Annotated in this window: 17 protein-coding genes, 1 tRNA gene and 1 pseudogene; 6 read left to right on the forward strand and 13 right to left on the reverse strand. The window is 60.8% G+C overall.

Features of this window, described 5'->3' with window-relative positions:
• Nucleotides 1–159: 159 nt before the first annotated feature.
• The 5 genes and pseudogenes from Q1X90_RS03265 to metG form a co-directional block, all read right to left on the reverse strand.
• Nucleotides 160–2,337: pseudogene (locus tag Q1X90_RS03265) on the reverse strand (KUP/HAK/KT family potassium transporter); the annotation flags it as partial.
• A 278-nt stretch (nt 2,338–2,615) separates the two neighbouring features.
• Nucleotides 2,616–3,575 carry a TatD family hydrolase gene (locus Q1X90_RS03270; RefSeq protein WP_300766513.1) on the reverse strand — a complete coding sequence of 320 codons (960 nt, stop codon included), beginning with the start codon at nt 3,573–3,575 and terminating at the stop codon, nt 2,616–2,618.
• Between the two features lie 81 nt (nt 3,576–3,656).
• Nucleotides 3,657–5,483, reverse strand: coding sequence for an ABC transporter ATP-binding protein (locus tag Q1X90_RS03275; RefSeq protein ID WP_300766515.1), 1,827 nt, complete (start codon nt 5,481–5,483; stop codon nt 3,657–3,659).
• Between the two features lie 10 nt (nt 5,484–5,493).
• Nucleotides 5,494–7,347, reverse strand: coding sequence for an ABC transporter ATP-binding protein (locus Q1X90_RS03280; protein ID WP_300766517.1), 1,854 nt, complete (start codon nt 7,345–7,347; stop codon nt 5,494–5,496).
• A gap of 444 nt (nt 7,348–7,791) precedes the next feature.
• Nucleotides 7,792–9,666 carry a methionine--tRNA ligase gene (gene metG, locus Q1X90_RS03285; RefSeq protein WP_300766519.1) on the reverse strand — a complete coding sequence of 625 codons (1,875 nt, stop codon included), beginning with the start codon at nt 9,664–9,666 and terminating at the stop codon, nt 7,792–7,794.
• A gap of 463 nt (nt 9,667–10,129) precedes the next feature.
• Between metG and Q1X90_RS03290 the strand changes: the two genes are divergently transcribed.
• Both Q1X90_RS03290 and Q1X90_RS03295 read left to right on the forward strand, forming a co-directional pair.
• Nucleotides 10,130–10,540: a hypothetical protein gene (locus tag Q1X90_RS03290; RefSeq protein WP_300766521.1), complete on the forward strand. Its 411-nt coding sequence runs from the start codon at nt 10,130–10,132 to the stop codon at nt 10,538–10,540.
• Nucleotides 10,541–10,697: 157 nt separating this feature from the next.
• Nucleotides 10,698–10,892, forward strand: coding sequence for a hypothetical protein (locus tag Q1X90_RS03295; protein ID WP_300766523.1), 195 nt, complete (start codon nt 10,698–10,700; stop codon nt 10,890–10,892).
• An 8-nt stretch (nt 10,893–10,900) separates the two neighbouring features.
• Here Q1X90_RS03295 and rsmI read toward each other — a convergent pair whose 3' ends face one another.
• Complete coding sequence (gene rsmI, locus Q1X90_RS03300; protein ID WP_300766525.1) at nt 10,901–11,878, reverse strand: 16S rRNA (cytidine(1402)-2'-O)-methyltransferase; 978 nt, start codon at nt 11,876–11,878, stop codon at nt 10,901–10,903.
• A 134-nt stretch (nt 11,879–12,012) separates the two neighbouring features.
• Here rsmI and Q1X90_RS03305 point away from each other — a divergent pair, with 134 nt between their 5' ends.
• Nucleotides 12,013–13,548 carry a phospholipid carrier-dependent glycosyltransferase gene (locus tag Q1X90_RS03305; RefSeq protein ID WP_300766527.1) on the forward strand — a complete coding sequence of 512 codons (1,536 nt, stop codon included), beginning with the start codon at nt 12,013–12,015 and terminating at the stop codon, nt 13,546–13,548.
• A gap of 9 nt (nt 13,549–13,557) precedes the next feature.
• Here Q1X90_RS03305 and Q1X90_RS03310 read toward each other — a convergent pair whose 3' ends face one another.
• Nucleotides 13,558–14,400 (reverse strand): TetR/AcrR family transcriptional regulator, encoded by an 843-nt coding sequence (locus tag Q1X90_RS03310; RefSeq protein ID WP_300766529.1) that lies wholly within the window; start codon nt 14,398–14,400, stop codon nt 13,558–13,560.
• 137 nt (nt 14,401–14,537) lie between these two features.
• Here Q1X90_RS03310 and Q1X90_RS03315 point away from each other — a divergent pair, with 137 nt between their 5' ends.
• From Q1X90_RS03315 to Q1X90_RS03325, 3 genes are all read left to right on the forward strand, one after another.
• Complete coding sequence (locus tag Q1X90_RS03315) at nt 14,538–15,224, forward strand: VTT domain-containing protein (RefSeq protein ID WP_300766530.1); 687 nt, start codon at nt 14,538–14,540, stop codon at nt 15,222–15,224.
• 194 nt (nt 15,225–15,418) lie between these two features.
• Nucleotides 15,419–15,491 (forward strand) — tRNA-Ala (locus Q1X90_RS03320).
• 318 nt (nt 15,492–15,809) lie between these two features.
• On the forward strand, nt 15,810–16,673 hold the full coding sequence (locus tag Q1X90_RS03325) for an SDR family oxidoreductase (protein WP_300766531.1): 864 nt from the start codon (nt 15,810–15,812) through the stop codon (nt 16,671–16,673).
• Between the two features lie 51 nt (nt 16,674–16,724).
• On the opposite strand, the gene Q1X90_RS03330 is transcribed toward Q1X90_RS03325, so the two are convergent.
• The 6 genes from Q1X90_RS03330 to Q1X90_RS03355 form a co-directional block, all read right to left on the reverse strand.
• Nucleotides 16,725–17,426, reverse strand: a complete 702-nt coding sequence (locus Q1X90_RS03330; protein WP_300766532.1) for an HAD family phosphatase — start codon at nt 17,424–17,426, stop codon at nt 16,725–16,727.
• Between the two features lie 139 nt (nt 17,427–17,565).
• A complete protein-coding gene (locus tag Q1X90_RS03335; RefSeq protein ID WP_300766533.1) occupies nt 17,566–18,255 on the reverse strand; it encodes an MgtC/SapB family protein in 690 nt (229 codons plus the stop codon).
• Entirely contained in the window at nt 18,170–20,185 is a 2,016-nt protein-coding gene (locus Q1X90_RS03340) for a SpaH/EbpB family LPXTG-anchored major pilin (RefSeq protein WP_300766534.1), read from the reverse strand. The genes Q1X90_RS03335 and Q1X90_RS03340 overlap by 86 nt, the downstream gene beginning before the upstream one ends.
• Before the next feature lie 89 nt (nt 20,186–20,274).
• Nucleotides 20,275–22,071: a GEVED domain-containing protein gene (locus Q1X90_RS03345; protein ID WP_300766535.1), complete on the reverse strand. Its 1,797-nt coding sequence runs from the start codon at nt 22,069–22,071 to the stop codon at nt 20,275–20,277.
• A complete protein-coding gene (locus Q1X90_RS03350) occupies nt 22,010–22,795 on the reverse strand; it encodes a CshA/CshB family fibrillar adhesin-related protein (RefSeq protein ID WP_300766536.1) in 786 nt (261 codons plus the stop codon). Before Q1X90_RS03350 ends, Q1X90_RS03345 begins: the two co-directional genes overlap by 62 nt.
• Nucleotides 22,796–23,404: 609 nt before the next feature.
• The coding region (locus Q1X90_RS03355; protein WP_300766537.1) for a prealbumin-like fold domain-containing protein at nt 23,405–23,915 on the reverse strand (511 nt) is incomplete at its 5' end.

The raw sequence follows: 23,915 nt of genomic DNA on the forward strand, positions 1-23,915 counted from the left end.
AATGGGCGTCGTTGGCGTTTGGACGGCTCTGTGCCCGTCGGGAACGACGCTTGGGCGGACGGCGGAGCGGTCCTCCCGTTGTTGTCCCCGTGGCTCCCCCGTCGATGCGACGGTCTTGGGCCCGCTGTCCTTCGGATCGATAGCTCGCGCACGAATCGGCTCACGGCGCAGCCGCGGAGGTCGACGCGTCGACACGAACAAGGGCTGCACCTCTATCAGCGGATTGCAGGGAGCCAATCCAAACCATTTGACCGGGGATCCGGCCACATGCCTGATGGCGTACTTCACCTGAAGGGAGAGCGCTCCCCTTGCCGAAATGTTGGATTCGGGCATCAGCGCCTTGTGGATCAGAACATAACGAATCGTTCCGATTCCGGGATCCGCATCGACCTTCGGATACACCGACCCCTGTCGAGGCATCTCCCCGGCACGGGACAGATCATGCATGATCTGGTGGATGTACGCCGGGATGGACTGGGAGACCTTGAACCCCAGACGAATCCGGACGCGGAAAAGATAGTTCGTGCCGAAATCCTCCACCGAATACTCGCGGGTGAACGGCTCGTCCGTGGTCTGCACGGACACCGCCCACCAAGCGCGCGCACGCTTGGGATGGTCGGCGAAGATCGAGAAGAAGATGTCGGTGTCCAGACGCGACATCTCCCAATCGGACGTGAGGTACACGATGTTGTCGGCGAAATATGGGATGCGGAAATCACTGTGCAGCTTGTCCAACGCGGGAAGGAAGTCTTTGGGCTTCATGTGCCGCCGCTGAGACCGTTCGATCTGCGTTCCGTCGTTCCACGTCACCATGATGATGAGGATCGCCAAAGTCAGCAGCATGGTGAACCAGCCGCCATGCAGGAACTTCGCCATGGATGCGATGAAGAACATGATCTGGATCGATAGGAACACCAAGGTGAACACGACGGCCCCGGCGCGACGACGATGGCACCACATGTAGACCGCTAGAAGAATGGTCGTCGTGATCATGGTGATGGTCAGGGCCAGCCCATAGGCGGCGGATATGTGCTCCGAGTCCTTGAAGATCGCGAGGACCATCAGCGTGGCTGCGCACAGCACTCCATTGACAACGGGGATGTAGAGCTGACCTCGCGTGCGGGCGGGATATCGGACCTGCAGATGGGGCATCCAGTTAAGACCCGTCGCCTCGGACACCATGGTGAAGGCCCCTGTTATCAGGGCCTGGGATGCGATGATTCCAGCGGTGACCGACAGGATGACAGCGAAGTATCTGACGTTCGGCCCCATCATCAGGAAGAACGGATTGACGCTGTCCATCTTGGCCAACGCGGCGTTGTTCCGGTTGCGCAGCATCCACGCGCCCTGTCCGAAATAGTTGAAGACGAGGGCGATTTTGATGAACGGCCATGTGAAGTAGATGTTGCCCCGTCCCACATGACCCATATCGGAGTACAACGCCTCTGCGCCGGTCGTGGACAGGAACACGGTTCCCATAAGCGCTATTCCGGCAACATTATGCGAGCTGAACAGGAAATGGACGCCGTACACGGGGTTGAGCGCCGCCATGACGCTCCAGTCATTGTGAAGGCTCAGAAGTCCGACCACCGCAAGAAAGGCGAACCACACCATGACCACACTGCCGAAAACCTTGCCGATGCTCTCCGTTCCGCGCGATTGCACGGAGAACAGAACGACGATGATCACGGCGGTGATCATCAGCGACAGATTGGGGTTCTCGGTAAACAGCGGCTCCAGGACGGTGATGCTCTGCAGTCCCTCCACAGCGGAGGATATGGACACTGCGGGGGTGAGCACCGAATCCGCGAGGAACGCGGCGCCTCCCAGCATGGCGGGTATGGCCAGCCACGCCCCGTAACGACGGATCAGGGAGTACAGGGCGAAGATTCCGCCCTCGCCCTTGTTGTCTATCCGCATCGCGATCAGCACGTATTTGACTGTGGTTATCAGCGTGATCGACCAAAACACCAATGACAGCATGCCAAGAACCGCCTGGCGGTCGGTGTTGGCCAGACCTCCCTGACCTGAGAGGAAGGTCTGCGCGGTGTAGAGGGGGGATGTTCCTATGTCGCCATACACCACCCCCAGCGCGACTATCGCCATGCCGAAGGAGACTCGGTTCGGACCGGATTGAACCCGGGTCCACCAACGTCCGATGGGGCCTCGGGAAGCCGCGTCGGCCAGTTTGATGGCTTCCTCGCGCTCCACGGCATGCTGCTTCTCGAGCTCCTCGCGCTCCTTCCGTGTCATGGTCCTACGAGAGACTTTCGGAGCGTTGGTGAATGTCCCCGCCTTGAGAAGCTGTTCCTTCAACTGGGCCGGTGCCGGGGTCACGGGCGTCGGCGGCGCGGAGGCCTCCGGTTCAGCCTTGCGGGACGACCGACCCCCCTGACTGTTGTTCCGGCTATTGTCAATCCCCCGAGATGAACCACGATTGCGTGACTTCGCCATGCAGTGTCCTCCAATGGCGGAGACCCTCTCCGCGTTATATCGCAAAGAAAAACCGTCTTGACATTTTCTTTACAATTCATTCAGCGGCAAGTGTATACGCCCATAAGACATATACCAACTTCACCCTTGGGACATCGCGCCACCACGCGCAGAGGAACGGCCTAGAATCCATACACCGTGCGGACATTCCTCCGCGTCGCACGGGCAACATCCGCGACCGGCAGATCGAAAACCTCGGTGAGCGCGGCCAGTGTGTATGGAATCATATATGGAGCGTTCGGGCGCCCCCGGTAGGGCATTGGGGCAAGATACGGCGCGTCGGTCTCGACCATCACATGATCGAGGCCGACGATCCGCGCGGACTCGCGAATGCCTTCGTTTCCCTTGTATCCCACCGTTCCCGAAAGGCTCAGATACCACCCCTGCTCACGCGCGATCCTGCCCATGTCGGCGTCGCCCGAATAACTGTGGAACACGGTGAACTCCGGGCTCCCATCCGCAAGCAGGGTCTCGACGACCTGCGCATGCGCGTCGCGGTCATGGATCTGCATCGGCAGGTCCAGCTCCTTGGCCAAGGCGATATGCTCCCGGAATGCCTCCCGCTGGATCTGCTCGGCGGCGGCTCCCGTGCGGAAAAGATCCATGCCCGTCTCCCCGATGGCGACGACGACGCCCGGATTCTCGACGCACAGCCGCCGAACCTCCTCGAAGGCCTCGGAGAAGGTCAGGTCATGCCACGGCTTATACGAGATCGGAAGCCCGTCCGGCCCCGGAACTCCGTGGTGTCCATGCAGAACCGCCTCATTGGGATGGATGGCGACGGCGGCGTGGACGACGCCCGGGTGGGAGAGAGCCATATCGACGGCCGTGCGAAGATTCGGATACTCGCATCCGACGTCGATGATCCCTTCCACCCCCACCGACCGCGCAAGGTCAAGCTGCTGGTCAATGCCGAGGACCTCCACGGGATCCTGCCCCCGCTCCAGGGCCTGACGACTCATCTCCCGCGAAAACGGAACGACCGAGGCCACATGGGTATGGTCGTCGACGACGTGGGAATCCTGCGGAAGCGGCTGGGGACGAGGAGCCCAACTGCGGTCACGATGATGGTGTCGGCTCATAGCCACCAGTCTATGGCCGACACTTGCGCTGGGTCACATTGGGTGGGCCATAAGACACACCCTCGTCACACCGTCATCGCATCATCGCGCATCGTCGGCGTCGGCGTCTCCTTCCTCCAAGCCGGTCCGGATAGCGGCGTACTGCGACTCGTAAAGGCGGTAATAGGCTCCCCTGCGTCGCAGAAGCTCCTCGTGCGTCCCCTTCTCCATGATCTGCCCATGATCGATGTAGCAGATCTGATCCGCATGTTCGATGGTCGAAAGCCTGTGCGCTATCACGAAGGAAGTCCTTCCCTTCAGAAGATGCGCTATTCCCGCCTGCAGCGCCTCCTCGGTATGGGTGTCGATGTTGCTGGTCGCCTCATCGAGAATGAGGATACGCGGATCGGCCAGTAGAACCCTCGCGAAGGAGATGAGCTGACGCTGGCCCGCCGACAGCGTCGATCCACGCTCTTCGACGGTGGTGTCATAGCCATTGGGAAGATCCATGATGAAATCATGCGCGTGAACGGCCTTGGCCGCCTCAACGATGTCCTCGTCGGTGGCGTCCAGACGGCCATAGCGGATGTTCTCCCTGACGTTCCCGGAGAAGATGAACGTGTCCTGCAGCATCACTCCCATCTGGCGGCGCAGGGACGACAGCGTGACGTCCCGCACGTCGTAGCCGTCGATGAGGACCGACCCCTCGGTGACATCGTAGAATCGCGACAACAGGCCGACGATGGTCGTTTTGCCCGCTCCCGTCGGTCCGACCAATGCCACCGTCTCCCCCGGACGCACATGGAGGTCGACAAGGTTGAGGATGTTGCGCCCATCGGGCTCATAGCGGAACACCACATCGTTGATGTCTACCGCACCTCGGATCGTCGGGAGGTCGGGCGCATGCGGAGCGTCGACTATTTCGGGCCGGACGTCCAGCGTCTCGAATATCCGTTCAAGATAGGCGGAGCAGGTGATGAGCTGGTTGTAGAAGTTGCCCATGTCGATGACGGGACTCCAGAAATTGTTCGCGTATCCCACAAAGGCGATGAGGACGCCGGTGCTCACGGCGACTCCCCCCACTCCCATGATGCCGACGTAGTACAGCAGCGCGATGGTCATGGTGGCGATGGACTGCACTCCCGGCCACATGAGGAACTGGATGTGCACCGCGCGCATCCACGCAGACCGGACCTCGCCCTGCTGCTCCTGGAAGGCCTCGAACTGCTCACGCTCCCGCGCGAAGGTCTGTGTGGTTTTGACCCCCGCGATCGACTCATGGATGTACGCGTTGAGGTTGCTCTGCTTGTTCGACAGACGTTGGTAGGCCTTGCGCTGGAAGGTCTGGAGAACCCTCACCCACAGAACGAGCAGGGGGAAGAGCAGCAGGCTCCATAGCGTCAGGCGCCAGTCAAGCGCGAACATAACCACCAGCGTGATGATGAAGGTGAAGACATCCGAGATGACGTTGATCAGACCCGAGGACAGCGTATCCGACAAGGTATTCACATAGTTGACGACACGTATGAGGATCTTTCCGTGAGGCCGCGAATCGAAATAGCTGAACGGAAGCGTCTGGATATGGGTGAACAGGTCCCGCCGCATGTCCTTGAGCATCAGCTGCCCCACGCGGGTTATCTCGATGGTCCGATACCTCAGCCCGAATTCATAGAGGATTATCAGCACCGCGAGGACCACGGACAGGAAAATCAGCTGGCGCACATCCTTGTGGGGGATGGCGCTGTCGATCATGATCTTCGTCACGTAGGGAACCGCGACGAGGATGAAGCTCATGAGAATCACCACGACAAGGATCTTCGCCACGCGTCCTTTGTATGGCCTCAGATATCGGACGACACGTCTGAGGTCCTTCGTGTTGATCCTCTCCTCGAGATCCTCGTCCTCGCGGTATGTGTTGCGTTTTGCCATATGCGTTCCCCTATCGTCCGAATCCTTGCGGCTGTCCGGACTCCAATCCCAGCTGCCTGCGGTATATCTCCCAGTACCGTCCGTGCGCGGACACCAGTTGGGAGTGCGTGCCCCGCTCCACGATCCTTCCGTGCTCGATCACAAGAATCAGATCAGCGTCCTTAACCGAGGAGATGCGGTGCGCGATGGTGATGATCGTTTTGGATCCCTCCATTCCGCGCAGATGGGTCTGGATCTCCGCCTCCGTCTCCATGTCCACGGCCGACGTCGTGTCGTCCATGACGAGAATGGCCGGATCATCTGCAAGAGCGCGCGCCAGACTCAGACGCTGCTTCTGCCCGCCCGACAGTCCCACTCCGCGTTCTCCAACAACGGTGTCATATCCTTCGGGAAGGGATTGTATGAAACCATCGGCCCCCGCCATACGGGCCATGTGCCGGATGAAGCTGTCATCACGCCCGGGTCCGGCCCCGAACCCGATGTTTCCTCCAATGGTGTCGGAGAACAGGAATGTGTCCTGCGCGACGATGCACACCTGGCTGCGTAGCGTGGACAAAGGCCAGTCACGCACATCGATGCCGTCGATGAGAACATGCCCGACAGTGGGATCGTAAAACCGGGAGATCAGACTGACCAGCGTGGATTTCCCCGAACCCGTCTCGCCGAGTATGCCCAGCTTCGACCCCGCTTGGACGATGAAGTCGATGTCCTTGAGGATGGGCACGTCCGGATCGTCGGGAAAAGCGAAGCTCACGTGGTCGAAGCGGATCTCTCCGCTCATGTGGTTGGCCACGCGTTCCCGTTGCTCATCACCGGTTACCTTGGCCTGAACGATGACGGCGTGCCGGACCTCCTTCTCGGCATCGGGACGCTCGACGATTCGCGGACGCGCGGTGAGCAGACGGCGGATCTTAACGCAGCTGGCGTTGAAGCGCTGCCAATCGTTTATCAGCCAGCCGAACTGGCGGACCGGCCCATCCAGCATCCACAGGAAGCTGCTGAAGCTCACAAGATTGCCCAGCGTCATCGAACCATGAATCACCAGGTAGCCGCCGAAACCCAAGGTTATGAGCTGCAGGGAGAAGCCAAGGCCATCCAGCCAGGGCATGTACCGCCTGCTGTTGCGCGCCAGTGCCATATTGCGGTCCATGTAGTCGTCGTTGAAGCCGTCGAATTTTTCCGTCTCATACGACTCACGCACGAAGGCCTTGACGACCCTGTTCCCCTCGATGTTCTCCTCGACCATGGAGTTCAGTCCGGCGAGCGAGTTGCGAACCTCGAGGAACAACGGACGCGCGTGTTTCGCCAATTGCCTCGTCAGAGCGAACAACGGGGGGATCACGCAGGCCAGGGCGAGCGCCAGACGCCAATCGATGACGGACATCACACACAACGCGCCAACGACCATCACAACGGCGTCGGCCATCTGATAGGTGACCCAGCTGAGGAAATGGCGTATGGCATCCGTGTCCGACGTCATGCGGCTCATGATGTCGCCGGTGCGCGTGTGGTTGAAATACGTGAAATCGAGCTCGTGCAACTTCTCATACTCGTCGCTGACAAGACGATAGATGGAGTTCTGACCGAAACGCTCCATCCAGAGCTGGTATCCGTATCGGGACACGACCCTCACCAGCGTGAGGACCACCATTAGCAGGCACAGGCGAACAAGACGGTCCGTATGCCCCTGGGTGATGACTTGGTCGACAATCATTCCGGCGATCAAAGGAGTCATCAGCGCCATGGCGTTGTTCATGGCGAACAGGACGAAGGATCCCGCGATCTTGGGAAGGTCGGGGCGGCAATATGGCAGAATCCACATCAGATTCCCAGATTTGACGTTTCTTGTAGGGTCGACGTACATCAGACGCATCCTCGCATTCCCTCGCTGGACCCTGGACCGAGCGGGTGGCGCGAGACCGTCCGCTCACGGGATGCCATCGTGTGTCACCCCCGCAGGGCAACCACCATGACAGGTGGGGACGACGGAAACCCTGTGGATGCCCCACCGGCGAGTCGCGCCCAGATTCTCTCCCGGATGGCGTCAGACTGCGTATCCCGCGCCAGCTTCCAGTAAGCCGCCACGACATAGATGGGGGTGAAAAGGAAAAGAAAAGGAAAACCCGGCGGGGGGAAACCGCCGGGTCAGAGAAGAGAGAAGAAGGGTTCAGTTATGGGGTCCGGTCAGGGAACCTCGTCATTGGCTTTCGCTTCCGACATGTTTGATATAACCAGACGAGTCTTGGAGCGCCACTATCACAACCTGAAAGTATTCTGTGAGTTTGCGCGCGAATCCTTCTCGCCCGTTCTACTCGCCGTCATCGGAATGAAGCCGGGCCTTCGCCTCCTCGAAGCGCTTGCGCTCGCCCGCCTTGCGTTGGGCGAGCTCCACGCCGAAGCGCTCCAGCTCCTCCTCGACCGCCTCAGTCGGAATCTTCGCGAATATCGGCGACGGCGCCGGAACCGGGGCTCCCGTGTTAAGAGGCTCGCTCGCCCACGGATGCACGGTGCGGCCCAGCTCATAATCACCGGTGATGATGGGGTAGTGGAATCCGGGTTTGTCAAGATCCTCCACCTCCTCGAGCCGTGGCAACGGCGAGAACACTCCCGTGCCCCCCAACGCCTCCCAAACCTTCTGCGCGGAATGGGGAAGGAACGGGGCAAGAAGATGGTTCGCATCGGACACCGCTTGGGCGGCGACGTGAAGCACCGTCCCCAGACGCGCCTGATCATCCTTGATCTTCCAAGGCTCGGTTGCGGAGATGTATTTGTTGATGTCCCCCACCACACGCATGGATTCCGACAAGGCGGCCTTCTGATGATGGCGCTCGATCAGCCCTCCCACAACATCGAAGGCCGCGGCGGTCTGCTCCAGCAGAGCACGGTCCTCGGTGGTCATGGAATCCTCGTCCAACGGGGGGATCGAGCCGAAGTTGCGGTTGATGAGATTGGCCACGCGGTTGACCAGATTGCCCCAGCTGGCCGCCAACTCCTCGTTGTTATGGCGCACGAACTCCGACCAGGTGAAGTCGGAATCCGAGCTTTCGGGGCCCGCGATGGAGATGTAGTAGCGGACCGCATCCACGGGATAGCGGGCGAGGATGTCCTTGACGTAGATGACTATGCCCCGGGATGAGCTGAACTTCTTCCCCTCCATCGTCATGAACTCGGACGCGACGACCTGCTCGGGCAGATTCAACGGGCCCAGCTTCCCTGTGTCTCCACCCTTCGAGCCCATGCCGTTGTAGGCGAGGATCTCCGACGGCCAGATCTGCGAATGGAAGGTGATGTTGTCCTTGCCCATGAAATAGTAGCCGGGGGTCTCGGGATCATTCCACCACGCCCTCCAAGCGTCAGGGTCTCCGGAACGGCGGGCCCACTCGATCGACGCCGACAGATACCCGATCACCGCGTCGAACCATACGTACAGCTTTTTGTTGGGATTGTCAATCCATCCAGCGACCGGAACAGGAATTCCCCAATCGATGTCTCGTGTGATGGCGCGGGGCCGCACCTCGCGGAAAAGGCCAAGCGAGAAATTGATCACGTTGGTGCGCCAGTCCTCGCGGGTTTTGAGCCAGGCCAGATTGGCGTCCACAAGCGCGGGGAGGTCGAGGAAGAAATGCTCCGTCTCCTCGAACCGAGGTGTCTCTCCATTTATCTTGCTGACTGGGTTGATCAGCTCATCGGGATCAAGCTCGTTGCCGCAGTTGTCGCATTGGTCGCCACGGGCCCCTTCGGCTCCGCAGATCGGGCAGGTTCCCTCGATGTACCTGTCGGGAAGGGTGCGGCCCGTCGACGGAGATATGGCGACCTTCTGCGTGCCTTTATAGATGTATCCGTTTGCGAGGCACTGCGTGAACAGCTCCTGAACGACCTTCTCATGATTGCCGGTGGTCGTTCGGGTGAAAAGATCGTAGCTCAGCCCAAGGTCGCATAGATCCTTGGCGATCACCCGGTTATACCGATCCGCCAGCTGTTGCGCGGTCAGCCCCTCCTTCTCCGCCTCCACCAGGATGGGCGTTCCATGCTCATCGGTTCCGGACACCATCAGGACCTGATTGCCCTTCATGCGCTCATAGCGGGCGTAGACATCGGACGGGACTCCGAATCCTGCGACGTGTCCAATATGACGGGGTCCATTGGCATAAGGCCATGCGACGTTCACGAGAATATGACTCATAACCCTTGATTATTAGCCCCGTTCGGGACAGACCGAAGACAAAGGTGCGCGGCGGGGGCCGCATGCGCCCATCCACAAATCCCCAATCGGCGGTCGCCACGATGAGTGTAACGGCACGCGGTCTAGCCTCACCCCTATGACCAGACCCTCAACCTCCCCCCATCCATCACGTCCCACGTCCTCCTGCGCCCTCGTCCAACCGGGACAGGGAAGACGACCAGAACGACAACAGGAGGGCCGCCCCGACGGAATCCGCATAATCGGACATAGCACCCGACACTCCGGGACAGCGACGGCACGACGGACTCGCGTCCCTCTGATATTCGCCTCGTCGGCACTGCCCGGGCCACTGAGCATGCGCCACCTCACCTCGCGCGGAATCATGCGATGCCTCGACCACGCGACCGCCTACCATCTTGATCACACACGCACGTTAACGGGCCGGGGAGCGCTGGTTTCGACCATGATTCCCAACGACGCCGCGGCCTGCATGACGCTCGCCGCCTGGATCTGGATCGGAGGAGATTTTCCCCCGACCATCGACCTGCTGACCGACATGCATTTCCGCAGTCGGATTCATGGCAGACGCGTGAGGGTGTTCAACCGGAAGGCGCCGGCATCGCAGAAAATCATGATCACCGGCCGTGAGGTGACTTCGCCCGCGCGCACGGCGTGTGACATCACTCTGCTTCCCGACCTCGAATTCGAGGATTTCGGGGGAACCGCACGCGTTCGCGAACTCATGGAGCATTACGACGTGGGCGTGGACGACTGTCTGCGCATTCTTGACGACAATCGGTATTGGCCAAACAGAGTCGCCTCGCGCCGCCGCCTGGAGAGTCTTGGCGGAGCTTCGGTCTCCGTGATCGTGTGATATGCGGCACGCGAAAAAAACGACCGCGCCAGCGGCGCCTCGGCTACGGTTGCGACGGCTGAGGGGTTCTCCCGCCGCCTGCGGCACTGGGGCCAGTCACTCCGGCAACGGGAATCGTCTCCACCCGCCGAAGCCTCCAATCACACCGAACGCGTCAGTGGCATGCGACCCCGAGACAAATCCACAACTGCTGTGGGAGATCGCGCGGGAACGACCCGACCTACGACGATGGATCGTGGCCAATCCGAAAGTCGACCCGCATCTGGTCGAGTACATAGCCCAAAACGGTGGGCCGGGAGTCGTCGAAGCCGTCACCGCGCTCCTCGACGCTCTGGATGCCGACGACCAATGACGGCAGCCTCAGCCACGCATCGCAAGAATCGCGGAATACACCTGTTTCCGACTCATCAGCGATCCGTCCGGCAACGGATGCTCCTCGACCACGCGCGCGATCGCGTCCTTGACACGCATGTCGTCCCTCTTCGACAGCTCCATGGCCAGCCGTGCCATCCCCTCCACATCCAGGACGGATTCAGTGGCGTCCGCCGCCTCCCGGCCGGAAGCCCCCGCGACGACGACAACCATTTCCCCGCGCGGAGGATCATCCTGAACCGTCTGGCGAATCACGCCGATGGTCCCACGGCGAACCTCCTCGTAGTCCTTCGTCAATTCGCGGCACAGGGCCATGGCACGATCCGGGCCGAACTCCTCAAACAGGTCGTCCATGGCATCCGCGATGCGATGGGGCGTCTCGTAGAACACCATGGTTCGCGTCTCCGCGCGAAGGGATCGCAGATGCCGTACCCTCTCACCATGCCGGCGGGGAAGAAAACCCTCATAGCAAAAACGGTCCGTCGGAAGCCCCGACAGCGTCAAGGCATCGAGCACCGCGCTTGGGCCGGGCGCGCAGGTGAGCGGCAGTCCCCGGTCTATCGCGCCCCGGGCGATGGCGGTTCCGGGGTCGTTGATCATCGGCATTCCCGCGTCCGACACGACCACGACGGTGGCCCCCCTCTCGACCTCGTCAAGAAGGCCGGCGCTCAGGGACCTTTCGTTGTGGTCGTGATAGGCGATGACACGACCGCCGACGCGCACACCCAGACGCCGGGCCAGATCGTACAACCGCCGAGTGTCCTCCGCGGCCACGATGTCGGCATGCCTGAGAAGATCGATCAACCGCGCCGAGGCGTCCTCGACATTCCCTATCGGGGTCGCGGCGAGAACCACGCGGCCGACCCGCTCCCCATCATCGGGTGAGGCGGGGCGCGCCGCATCGGACGGTGATCGCGGCTCTTCAACTTGAGGGGTTTGCGAAGTAACCGAGGAGACGGATGTCATACCTATCAGTATCCCCTACTCTTGGGTATGTGCCATCATCAATGTCCAATCCCGCGCGAAATAAGGCGTCCCCCGCTCTGAGGGGAGCATATGCCTGGCGACGTCCACTCCTCTCATGGACACTCACGCTGCTTATGGCGCTGTTCGGAGGCGTCCTGCGGTTTTTCAGGCTTGGCAAGCCCCGCGCCGTGGTGTTCGACGAGACGTACTACGTCAAGGACGCCTGGACGATGCTTATGACAGGAGAGGCCCGCGACTGGCCTGAAAACGTGCAGGTGAACGGTGTGGACACATCGGTCAACACCCTTTTCGCCGCCGGCGACACCAACCACTGGCTTGCGTCCGCCGAGTACGTCGTCCATCCTCCGCTGGGCAAATGGTTGATAGCCGTGGGATTGAAGCTTTTCGGCGGAGCGGGAAACATCGCCGCATGGAGGGTCAGCGTCGCCGTGGCGGGGACCATCGCGATAATTCTGATGATTCGCGTCGCGTTGAGGATGTTCCACAACCTCCCGATCGCTATGCTTGCCGGGTTCCTCATGTCGGTCGACGGAGTGGGAATCGTGATGAGCCGCACCGGCCTTCTGGACAACTTCATCATGGTGTTCGCGCTTGGCGCCTTCCTTATGCTGCTCATCCACCGTGACTGGGCCATCAAACGCCTTCGGAAACGCTTCGAAATCGATTCGTCCCTCAGGTCCGCCCGCTGGATCGTCGTGGGGCATGGTCGTGCCACCCGCCTCGTGCTCGATTCGCCAGGCCCCATGATCGCGTTCTCCTGGTGGAGGGCCGGCGCGGCGATTCTTCTCGGACTCGCGACCGGCGTCAAATGGTCCGGGATCTATTTCTTCGCCGCCTTCTGCGTCATCAGCGTCCTTTGGGACGCCTGGCTGAGGCGGCAGGTGGGATACCGCTTCTGGCTGGCATCGGGAATCTTCCGCGATGGAATTCCAGCCGCGCTGTACATGCTCCCCCTCTATGGGCTGACGTATCTCGCCGACTGGGAGAACTGGTTCATCCATCCCGACTCGTACATGCACAACTGGGCCGCCAACAATCCCGGCCAAGGAGTGACCTGGCTTCCGGAGAGTCTCCGGTCGTTCGTGGAGTACCACGTCGAGATGTGGAAGTTCCACACCACTCTTGATGTTCCCCACGCGTATCGGGCCAACCCTCTGACATGGCCTTTGCAGATCCGCCCCACAAGCTTCTACTGGGAGTGGATCGACGGTCATCCCGGTCTGTGCTCGCTCAACACCTCGCAACGATGTGTGGCGGCCGTGACGTCACTGGGCAATCCTCTGATCTGGTGGCTGGGATCCGCGTGCGTCATCGCCGGAATCATCATCGCGATCAAGCATCGCGGGGACTGGCGCATTGGCGCCGTCGTTATCGGATTCATCGGAGGATGGCTCCCCTGGGCCCAATATCTCAACAGAACGACATTCACGTTCTACTCCATCGTCATACTTCCCTGGATCATCCTCGGAATCTGTTTCGTGGCCAACGAGGTGCGTGAACGTGCGAGCGCCCTGACGTGGAGGCTCACCCTGGCGGTGACGGTGGGAGCCATCGCGCTCGTCTCCCTGTTCTTCTACCCCATCTGGACGGGGATGCCCGTCCCGTACGAATTCTGGCTAAGCCACATGTGGCTCGATTCCTGGATATAGCCCCCCAACCTACTTGGATGACCCATCGGCCTCCCTGGAGGTCAGGAGGCCATACCGGCACAGGCACTCATCGGGATTCCCCAGCCGTTCCGCCGGATCCAGGAAACCCTTCCAACCGTCATCGGGGAAAAGCTCCTCCGAAAAGGCGAGCCATTCCTCCGTCAGATTCGCCGACGAATCGGACAGCCACCGCAGCTGAAGACCATCCATCGCGCTCATGGACAGCGTCCAAAGGTGGTGGAACCGATTGGGGTCCGCCAGATACTTCTTGGGCAGGATCCAGTTCATGGAGGATATCTGGGACCAGAACCTCTGATTCCTCCCGATGAAATACTCATGCGCCGGATGCTCCGGACTGAGCGCCTCGGCGTTGAGGATGGAGAAAAGCTTCACCATCTCGGGCCTGTTGATGTTGAGCATAACGTTGTCCAGACAGAAGCGCGGGAAATAGTAGAAGACCTTCCCCTCCCCGTCCTCTCCTCTGGCGTGGCCATAGATGTACTCGTCCGCCTGGGCCGAATCGTACATCTGCTCGATCACCATCCGCAGAAGATCGTTCTTCGTTCGGATGTAGTGGTACAAGGCCGATTCCGTGATCCCGATCTCGTCGGCGACGTCCTGAAGGGACATGCCCCAGAAACCTTTCGCAGCGATGACCTTCGCGGCCACCGACACTATCTGGTTGCGCCGCTCGTCCTGTCCCATCCTCTTGCGCCGCACCACATCTCGCGACTCGAAGGAGCGTACCTCGTGCTCCTGGGATTCTCCTGGCTCGCATACGTGAAATCGCTGTTGTTCCTCAGAGCGTTCTCCCGCGTGGGCGACCAGCGGGAAAACGAGGACCGCAGCCATGATTACTCGCTCCCCCAAGGAACGCTATAGAGCTGGATAGACCCCCCGCAAACCCCACCAACCCCCCGTCCGAGTATGGTTGAAACATCGTCTCAACCCACATAAGACAACCGCTACACACCAAAGCAGGGAGGGCCATGCGCATCATCGATTTCCTCATCGGACTCATGAAGGATCCCCGAACGGCCATCGCCACATGGATCACGATGGGAGTGGCACCCACGCTGGGCTTCATCTTCCTCATCGTCTTCGTCGAGACGGGGGTCGTGTTCTTCCCCTTCCTCCCGGGTGATTCCCTGCTCTTCGCCGCGGGGTTCTTCGCCGCGCCCGACGCGACGACGGGAACGTCCGCGCTTCCCCTCACCGCCTTGCTGCCGGTGGTATGGATTGCCCCGATCGTGGGGGATCAGTGCAACTATGTGATCGGACGTTTCTTCGGCAGGCGCATCATCGACTCCGGCAAAGTCAAGGCCATGACCCCCGAGCGCATCGCCAAAACCGAGGCGATGATCAACAAATGGGGCCCCCTGGCGGTTTTCCTCGGTCGATTCTTCCCCTTCATCCGCACCTTCATGCCCTTCATATCCGGCATCTCGGGAATGCGGTGGCGTCGTTTCACGCCGTTCTCCGTCCTCGGCGGGCTGACATGGTCGACGCTGTTCACTCTGCTGGGCTACTTCTTCGGCGGAATCCCGGTCGTGCAGGATAATTTCGAACTCGTCATCGTGGCCATTCTGCTGATCTCGCTGACGCCGACCTTCATCGGTCTGTGGAAGGCGCACTCGTCATCGAAACCCTCGCATACGGAATCCGCTTCGGAATAGATGACGCCACGGGAGTCTCGGATACGAAGGCGCCAATACCGGTGAAACTACGGCAACCGCGGAATCCCGGCACGGATACCGGCTTGGCGTAAACGTCGTTGCCGTCCGCGCGTCCCGACACCATTCCTGCCACACTGAGATTGCGCTTGGCGACGGGTTGTATTACAGTATCGAGAGTTGTCCGCAAGGACAATGGGGCTGTAGCTCAGTTGGTAGAGCGCTTCGTTCGCATCGAAGAGGTCGTGGTTTCGATTACCATCAGCTCCACCTGAAGGTCGTTGTTCAAACCAGCGGCCAGATCGGTTCGATTCCCTTGAGCTTTGCTCTTTAGCTTCAGCATCTTTCCAGTATCTTTGATCTTTCCAATCGTCAGTGCGTCGTCCACGAATCGCGCGCCCTCGACGTCATCATGGTGTCGCGTGAACCGTTCATCACACTCACATGCATATGCGCCAGACCGAGCGCACAACCGCGCAGGCCGTCGTCAGGAATAACGCCGATAAAGCTTCCTGGGGAATCGGGGACGACAAAGCGAATATGGTTCTACAATCTCTACAGTTACAGCTTCACGGAAGGAGCATGGATATGACGGTTCTCGTCACCGGAGCTACCGGCGGGTTCGGCGGATACGCCATCAACGCGTTGGAGTCCCTTATTCCCTTGGATGAGATCATTGGTCTGGCTCGCAGCGAGAAGAAAGCCGCGCGTCTCGAAGCGCAAGGCGTCGCCACCCGCATCGGGGACTATGCGGATCCCGACTCACTCGACAGAGCCTTCGCCGGCGTCGACCGTCTCCTGTTCGTCTCAGGGGCACCCGGCGCACCCGGCGAACGCGAGCGTCAGCACGCAAACGTCGTCGATGCCGCGAAGAAGACGGGAGTGAAGTTCATCGCCTATACCAGCTTCGCGCAGGCGACCGCCGTGAACAACATGCTGTCGGCGGACCATGTCGCCACGGAGAAGCGAATCGAGGAATCCGGAATCGACCATACCTTCCTGCGCAACAACTGGTATCTCGAGAACGAATTGACGCTCATCGACGTGGCCAAGCGCACAGGGAAACTACCCTATGCAGCCGGAGACGCGACGATCGGATGGGCGTTGAAAAGCGAGTATGCCCGTGCCGCCGCCATCATCGTCAGCGGGACGACACGTACACCGAAAATCCTTGAGCTGTCCGGCGCCGCACGGTCATACGCGGATCTCTCCGCGGCCCTGGGACGCATTCTGGGCGCGCCCATCAAACCTCTGCCGCTCACAACGGAGGATTTCACCCGCACTCTGGAGGATGCGGGGCTGCCCGAGGGCGCCGCTTCCGGGCTCGCAGGTGTGCAGAAGCTCATCGCGCACGGCGACCTCGAAGTGCTGTCGAGCGATTTCGAGAAGACGCTGGGGCATCCGTTGACGCCTCTCGACGAGGCGTTGCGCACCATCCTCAAACAGGCATAAGCAGATACGACGAAGACCGCCCAAGGATACGCACCTGGTCCATCGGCCATGCTACCGGCACAGACGACGCCGTATCAGCGCCTCGCAGGATTCCGCGGTTACCCCGTCATATCCATCCCATGAGGCGAACTGCTGACCATCGGAAGTGTCGACCTGCGTGTACCGCGTCTGCGCCACGGTGGTAGCACCCGATGCGACCGCCGACAACAGTCCTGTCGGGGAATCCTCCACGGCAAGGAGTCTGGCCATCGCATCCGCATCGGCGCTCCCATCAACCCCCACTATCCGCGCGGCGGCAAGATACGGAGCGGGATCGGGCTTCTTCGCCACATCGTCATCGCCGCACACGTATCCCGCGAAACTTCCGGCCGGAGCATGCGCGATGAGATTCACGGCCATATCCCTCGGAGAGGTCGTGACGAGAACCGAAGGGATTCCCGCGGCCGACAGCGATTCAAGAACGGCGAGGACGCCATCGATCCAGGGAACCCGCTCGAATTCGCGTCGGGCCACATGGGCGATCATCCTCCGGCCTATCTCATCCGCGTCCAGACGCGTTCCACGCTCGATCATCTTCCGGGCGACCTCGGGAACCGGAGTGCCCGAGCACTGCCACGCCATCTCCTTGTCCCAATCGCCTCCGGCGTCCTTGGCGATGATCAGTTCGGACTCATGCCAGTAGGGCTCGGAATCAATCAGCGTGCCGTCCATATCCCACAGCACCGCGGTCAAAGCACAAAAGCGATCGGTCATGTCCATCCTTCTCAGCCGGATCCTGCGTGACGCCACCCCAGATTAGCCCAAGGCACGGAGCTCAGCATCCCGCGGTCTCCGCTAACCCGCGGTGTCGGAATCATGCATCGCGACGATCATAACGGCGTCGCTCCCGTCGTCAGTCATCGCGATCAAGCAGGTCGATGTCATGCACGCCGTCCGTCTCGGCCACGGCGGTGATGAAGGCCTGCAGATCGCCCTTCCCGCTGACGCGAATGTCCACGCCGGCACCATCCCAATCGTCCCGATGGATGTCTCGCGTAGAGACGATGCGCGCGTCGAATCCCTGACCGTCGGCAAGAAGCAGCGTCTGGCGCAGGGCACCCCTGCCATCCTCGTACGTCAGACGCAGCAGATGATCCTGATCGCGCCGCAGGATCAGCGATGTCAGAGGCGCCACTGCGAAGACGACGAGGAAGTACAACGCCACGACAAGCGCCGCCGCGCCGATCATCCCCGCTCCGCAGGCCACGCCCACGGCCGCGGCCATCCAGACGGCGCTGGCGGTCGTCAGACCTCGCACGGTGTCGTTATTGAAGAAGATCACGCCGGCGCCGAGAAAGCCGATGCCGACGACCACCTGAGAGGCGATCCGCGAGGCGTCCCACGTCACGCCCGACCCCATCAGCGCGGGGATTCCCCGAATGGAGATCAGCGTGAACAGGCAACTGGCAAGACCCACGAGGATATGCGTACGGATTCCCGCGTCCTTCCGCCGCGCCTCACGTTCGAATCCGACCAGCCCGGTAAGCACCAAAGCCGCGGCGATATCGACCAGTTCGGCCGGAGTCACCATCCACGTCGTCATGGGCATCCCCCCGCTCTCCTACCTTAAAGAATAGACGCCTGAAGAACAGGCGAGCGAAAGGCGGGAGACGCGACGAACCTCTACCGGATGCGACGACCGCACGACCAGACGGACCGCACGCTCCAGTCCGCACGGTCCCGATGGTCTCCAGCCCGCCGTCACGGCCGAGGTCTGCGATGGGTCCGGGCACATTCGAACAGCCGGTCGGCGTCCACGTCACGGCCTCCGCGGGACGCTCACGCGCGCATGCCGCGGGACGAGAGGAGGACAGAGAGCGTTTCGGAGCCAGGCGGCGTCGGCGGAGACGCCGGCGAGCCGCGCCCATGAGTCCAGCTCCTCCGATGAGCAGCACGCCTACCGCGAGAAGAGCCATGGTCGCCTGCGAACCCGTCAGGGGAAGACCGGGGATGGCTTCCTTGGTGTTGGTCAGCGTCAGATCCATGCCGTCCGTCACGCCGGTCTTCACGGCTACGCCGTGGTACGTCGAATCCAGAACGTATCCGATGGGGGCCTTGGTCTCCTTGACGACGTAGCAGCGATAATCGGAGCCTTTGCCGGGATCATTCTGGGAGTCGGAGACGAACAGACCGGCGATGTCGGCCTTCCCATCGGAGTCGGACGTGAAGGTGTCACTGCCGCTGACTGGAATGGCCGTGCCGTTTGCAGCCGTGGCGGCATCTCCCGTCGTGCAGTCCGCGGCATACGGGTCCTTCGACTCAAACACCTGGAATTTCGCTCCAGACAGTGCAGAGCTCGAATCCCCGCTGTCAATCTTCTTGAGAACCAGATCTCCCCAGTTCTGGGTGACGGAGTTCGATGGGGTGCTTGGCGTAGTGCCCGGATTAGTCGGATCAGTCGGAGGCTCCATCGGGGTCGTCGGAGGCTCCGCTGCGGTCTCGGTCGTCGACCCGAAGTACGCCGTGTTCTTAATGGCTCCGTCGCCCAAACTATTCACCGTGCCGCTGAACGTCACGACGACCTTCTTGCCTGCGTTGTTCTTCAGCCACGACAAACCATCCTGCGTGAACTGCATGGTCACAAGATTTGACGTCTTATCGACCGAGGTCACGTAGTAGCCGGAATCCAACGCCTTACCGTCAACAGTGACGGATGACACGTCATCGTCCGTCAGACGGGAATCCATGGGATCCTGGACCCAGAATCCCGAGAACTGCCTTGCATCCGCGATCGCGGGCACTGTCACCGTCGTCGGGAACGACGCCGTGGATCCCAAGCCCAGGCTGCTCTGCACCGTCACGGTCTTGCTGATGGAGGCCACGCCGTTCTTCGGATAGACGTTGACGTCATACAGCCATCCGTTCGTTGCGTCGCTGCCTTCCGTGTCCGGATAAGGCACCGTGACAATGAACGGCTCCGCCTTGTCCACCACGGTGCTTGATGCCGTGTTCGTGGTCGACACCTCGCACACCAGATACGCCTTTGCACCCGTGCCCGTGTCAATCGTCGCCTTCCCGTCCGAATCCGTCGCGGACGACACGATCGGGTCACCCAGGGTCTGACCGGTCAGGGTCGGCGTCCCCGTCAGCGTCGTTCCGGAATAGGAGACTCCATCGCATGCCGTGCCATCGGCAATGGACGCCACAGGGCTGCTCGTCCAGCCGTTCACTGTCGTCCATCCCGAATTGGTCGCGAGATCGACCGACGTGATTGGATATGCGGCGAAGACGACGCCGACCAGACCCTTGAAATTCTTGGGCGCCGTGCCGGATGCCGTTCCCGAATCGGAATCCCCCTGCTGCTCTCCCTTATGAATGATGATCGAACCCGACTGGCTCTCATCGATGTTCCCGTAATGCGCAGTGGACGTATCGGCGGTGGCCGTGGTGGCGGTGAGACCTCCCGCCAGTAGACAGGCGGCGACGACGGCTGCGGCTGCCATGCCGGCCGACCTGCGGACGTGTTCCCTCATGGTTATTCCTTCCTCTTCTTGTTCTTCGCTGACGTGTTCATAAATTGCGGGTTCGTACACGTTGTCCGAGGTCGACCCGCGGATGACCGTCATGCGGCCGCCCCTTCCCCGGAATCGCCCGGTCGATGGATATGGGGAAGAGAGAATCCGACTCCGGTGCGGGAGCGCTTCCACAGCAGAAGTCCGACCGCCAGAGCTCCCAGCACGAAGACGGAACCGATGACGCGGAAGACCCATGTGCCGATTCCGCCGGTGAGAGGCAGCGTGGGGATTGACGTCTTGGCATTCGGGATCGAAGTCGTGGACGTGGTGCCGCCGTCTACCGTGAGCGTCGGCGTCAGGGACTCGCCGGAAATCGTGAAGCCATAGGTTGTCCCATCCTTCACGTATCCCGCAGGGGCGGTCTTTTCCGTGAGCTTGTAGTGTCCCCATCTGAGTCCGATAAGGCGAAATGCTCCGGGGATCGAATCGGAATCGTCGTAGTCACCGGTTGTGCATGAATCCGACGTGCAGTCGGTGATTCCATCGGTTCCGCTCACAGTGGAGTAGGTGACGCTGTCACCACTGCTGCTGTACTGCAACTCCCAGGTCGATCCGGAAAGCTTCGTGCCCGTCGAAGCCGAATCGGCCTTATCCCATGAGATGGTTCCAGATTGGGAGGCGTTGGTGAAGGTGCACGTGACGGCGGCGCCGTCGACGACGGTGACTTTGTCATTCTCGTCGACGGCAACGGACGAGGAATCATTCTCGTCCGAACAGCTTAGGCCAGCTTGCTCATAGCCGCTGCCCTTTGTTGTGTCGTTCGGGGATTCGCTCAGATCGTACGACCCCGGTGCTGCGAGTACGTAGGAAGACGTACCTGTCAACGTTGAATTCGTTGAGGAATCCGATGGATCGTTCTGCGTAAACTCGTACTTTGCGGGATCGTCCGATGCGGATGCGGCGGCGAGCGTCCAGTCGCTGGGTTTGAGCGTTCCGCCGTTGGTGTTGTCCACCGTTTTCGTGAGCTTGAGCTTGGTGAGGTTGAGGGTATAGTCACCGACCTCTCCACCGTCCGTAGTGACGCCAGCGGGTGCCAGTTCACCATTCTCGTAGGCGCTTTTCGTGACAATTCTGACGCGCATGAACATGCGGGAGGGATGGCCTGTGGCGACGGCATCGCCGACGCTGCTGCCAATGGGAACGGTCCACTTCAGCGTCGCCGTAACGCCGGAACATTGAGACGCATTGCTCTCTTCGTCAGTGTCGACCGTCCCGGATGAATCGGCGAATTCCCCGTTCTGGTTCCAATCGATCCATCCCCGGACATAGGCTCCGGTACCGTCCGTCGTGCAGCTCACCGTCTGGGTGTAGGTCTTCCCGTCGGCGGAGTATCCACCGCTGACCAGGCCATTATCATTGGGCAGCCCATCCTCATCGTCCCCGTCACCCGTTGCATCGTCGGAATACTGGTCACCGCCGTCGCTGTCAACCGTGGTGCCCAGCCGAGGCTCCGGCTCACCGGATATCGCCTTGTTATCGGCTTCGGCCGCCGCCGACAGATTATAGGAATCGCCGCCGCCTGCGGTGGCATCGCTCGTCTTCGTGATGTCAGCGCCGATTCCGCCACCGCTCCACGTGGGTTGGAGCACGGACCCGGCTTCGCCATAGGACCCTGGGGCGTCACCAAAGTCAGTGCCGAGAACCACGCCCAGCGCCACAGCCGTTTGTCCCGCGCCGTAGAGATGAACAAAAGCGGATACCGTCGAACCGGAATGCTGCAGGAAGAGCACCGACGACGGGCCGCCAAAGCTAGGTGCCATGGCCGTATCCGGATCGCCGACATCAGCCTTCCATGCGGCGTTCGGATTTTTTCGCCGCCGCGGATTGATCGCATTGAAGTCCATTGGACCTGAAACGAATCCCGGAATGCGTGACGCCTCCGACGGCGTCGGAATAGGGATAGTCTGCGACTGAGGACGAGCTCGTGCACGAACGGGCGCTGTCCAGAAGCCTCCAGGTGTAGCTTCCGTTGTCCTTTTCAATAGGCGAGCCGAAGATGTACTCCTGGTGCTTACCGGAGTCCCAGTTGTTGGATTCAGCGTCCGCGAACACCAGTCCGGAAAGCCGTATGGGCGTCGGATTCCCGTTCACCTCGCGATAGGCACTGCACGAGAAGGTGAAATAGGCGTTCCCGTAATTCGTGTTGTTCTTCAGACCGGTTATGCCGGTCCCACGATAAAGATGGTTGAGTCCTCCGCTCCATGAATTTGTGCCCGTCTCGAATGACGCGACCGAATCATTGTTCGCCGCATCACTATGCGCATATGAGCATGTGATGTAGTTGCCGCCTCCCAACGACATCGTCACATCCTGAGATTCAGGCATCGTCCCCGTAGACCATGGAATCCACATGATGTTCGATCGATACGCCCCAACCCCCGCAGTGGCGTACACGGGGTCGACCGCGGTGGAGACATCCGCCGAAGCGGCGGGTGCCATGAAAGCCAATCCCAACGACAATACGAGCGCGCCCGCACGCAGGAACGCATCACGCGCCCGCACGCTGCGCCGAATATGAGAAGGAGGAGTCCCGTCCCCCACGCCCGACGATCCCGCCGAATTCCTCATACCGCTCTCCTTCAAAACCCGCCTCGAAGCGTCCACCAATTCCAAGAAGCACAAGCACGGTAATTCCTGCCTTCACGATCACGCGAGACACCGCACAGCCATCACCACACCTTGGAGTCGACCGACGAAGAACCCAGCTCATGGCTCATAGGACTCAGCTTTCCCACGGCCCTCCTTCCATGCACTTTCAACTTCCGACGCTAAAGGACGCATCGAGCTCCGGTTGCCTTCTCCTTGTTTTTCACCCGATCAATCACTCGGCATTCATCAGAACCGTCATATCCATCACACCTATGCCATGCTGTTCATCATCTATTCAGACGCGGATATCACCCTCCCAACCGGTGTTGCCTCATCGGAACAAGCCGACGATCCGGACTCCTCGCTTCCCCATATCACCGCATGAACTCCACGGTCCAGTTCACCGGGCAATCAGACGACCACCGGCGCGAATCCGACATCCTCTTCCTTTCCCTTCGAGCCCTCGGCCAAAGAGCGACATGAGAATCCAACGGCATGAGAATCCAACGCGGGGCCGGAACCGTCTTTACGACGATTCCGACCCCGCATCTTCTCGAGCTACCCCGCATCTTCTCGGGCTACGTAGATCTATTGCTCCGCGTCATCTCCTTTCCAGGAGATCTCCTCTCGGCTCAGCGCCCGACATGGCGTGCTCCGCGGTTCCGCATTCCGGTGAGTACAAGTCCCGCTGCAACGCACAGCAGCGCGACGATGATGAGACCGAACAGCGCGACTCCCGTCGAGGCCAACGCCGTGACCCGATGGGTCCATTCCGCTTCCGCCGTCTTCGACGTGGTCGCGCTTCCGTTGGATGAGCTTCCATGAGCCGGAGACGGTGGCGGAGCCGATCGGCTGGTCGTCTCCCACCGTGACCTGGGTCAGGTCGTCGCTGATCTCGTACCCCGAGGGTGCGGTGACCTCCTTCACCCAGTAGGTTCCCGCCGTATTCACCGTCGGCGCGACCCAGTCGCCGTTGGCGTTCTTCACCCGGAGGAACCCGTCCACGACGGCCACGTCATCGACGGCAACCGTGCTCTTGTCGGACTTCAGGATCTGGAACCTGGCGCTCTTGTCCGTGATCCGCTTCGTAAGGTCGGAG

Source organism: uncultured Bifidobacterium sp., from assembly GCF_949292005.1.
Lineage (GTDB): Bacteria > Actinomycetota > Actinomycetes > Actinomycetales > Bifidobacteriaceae > Bifidobacterium.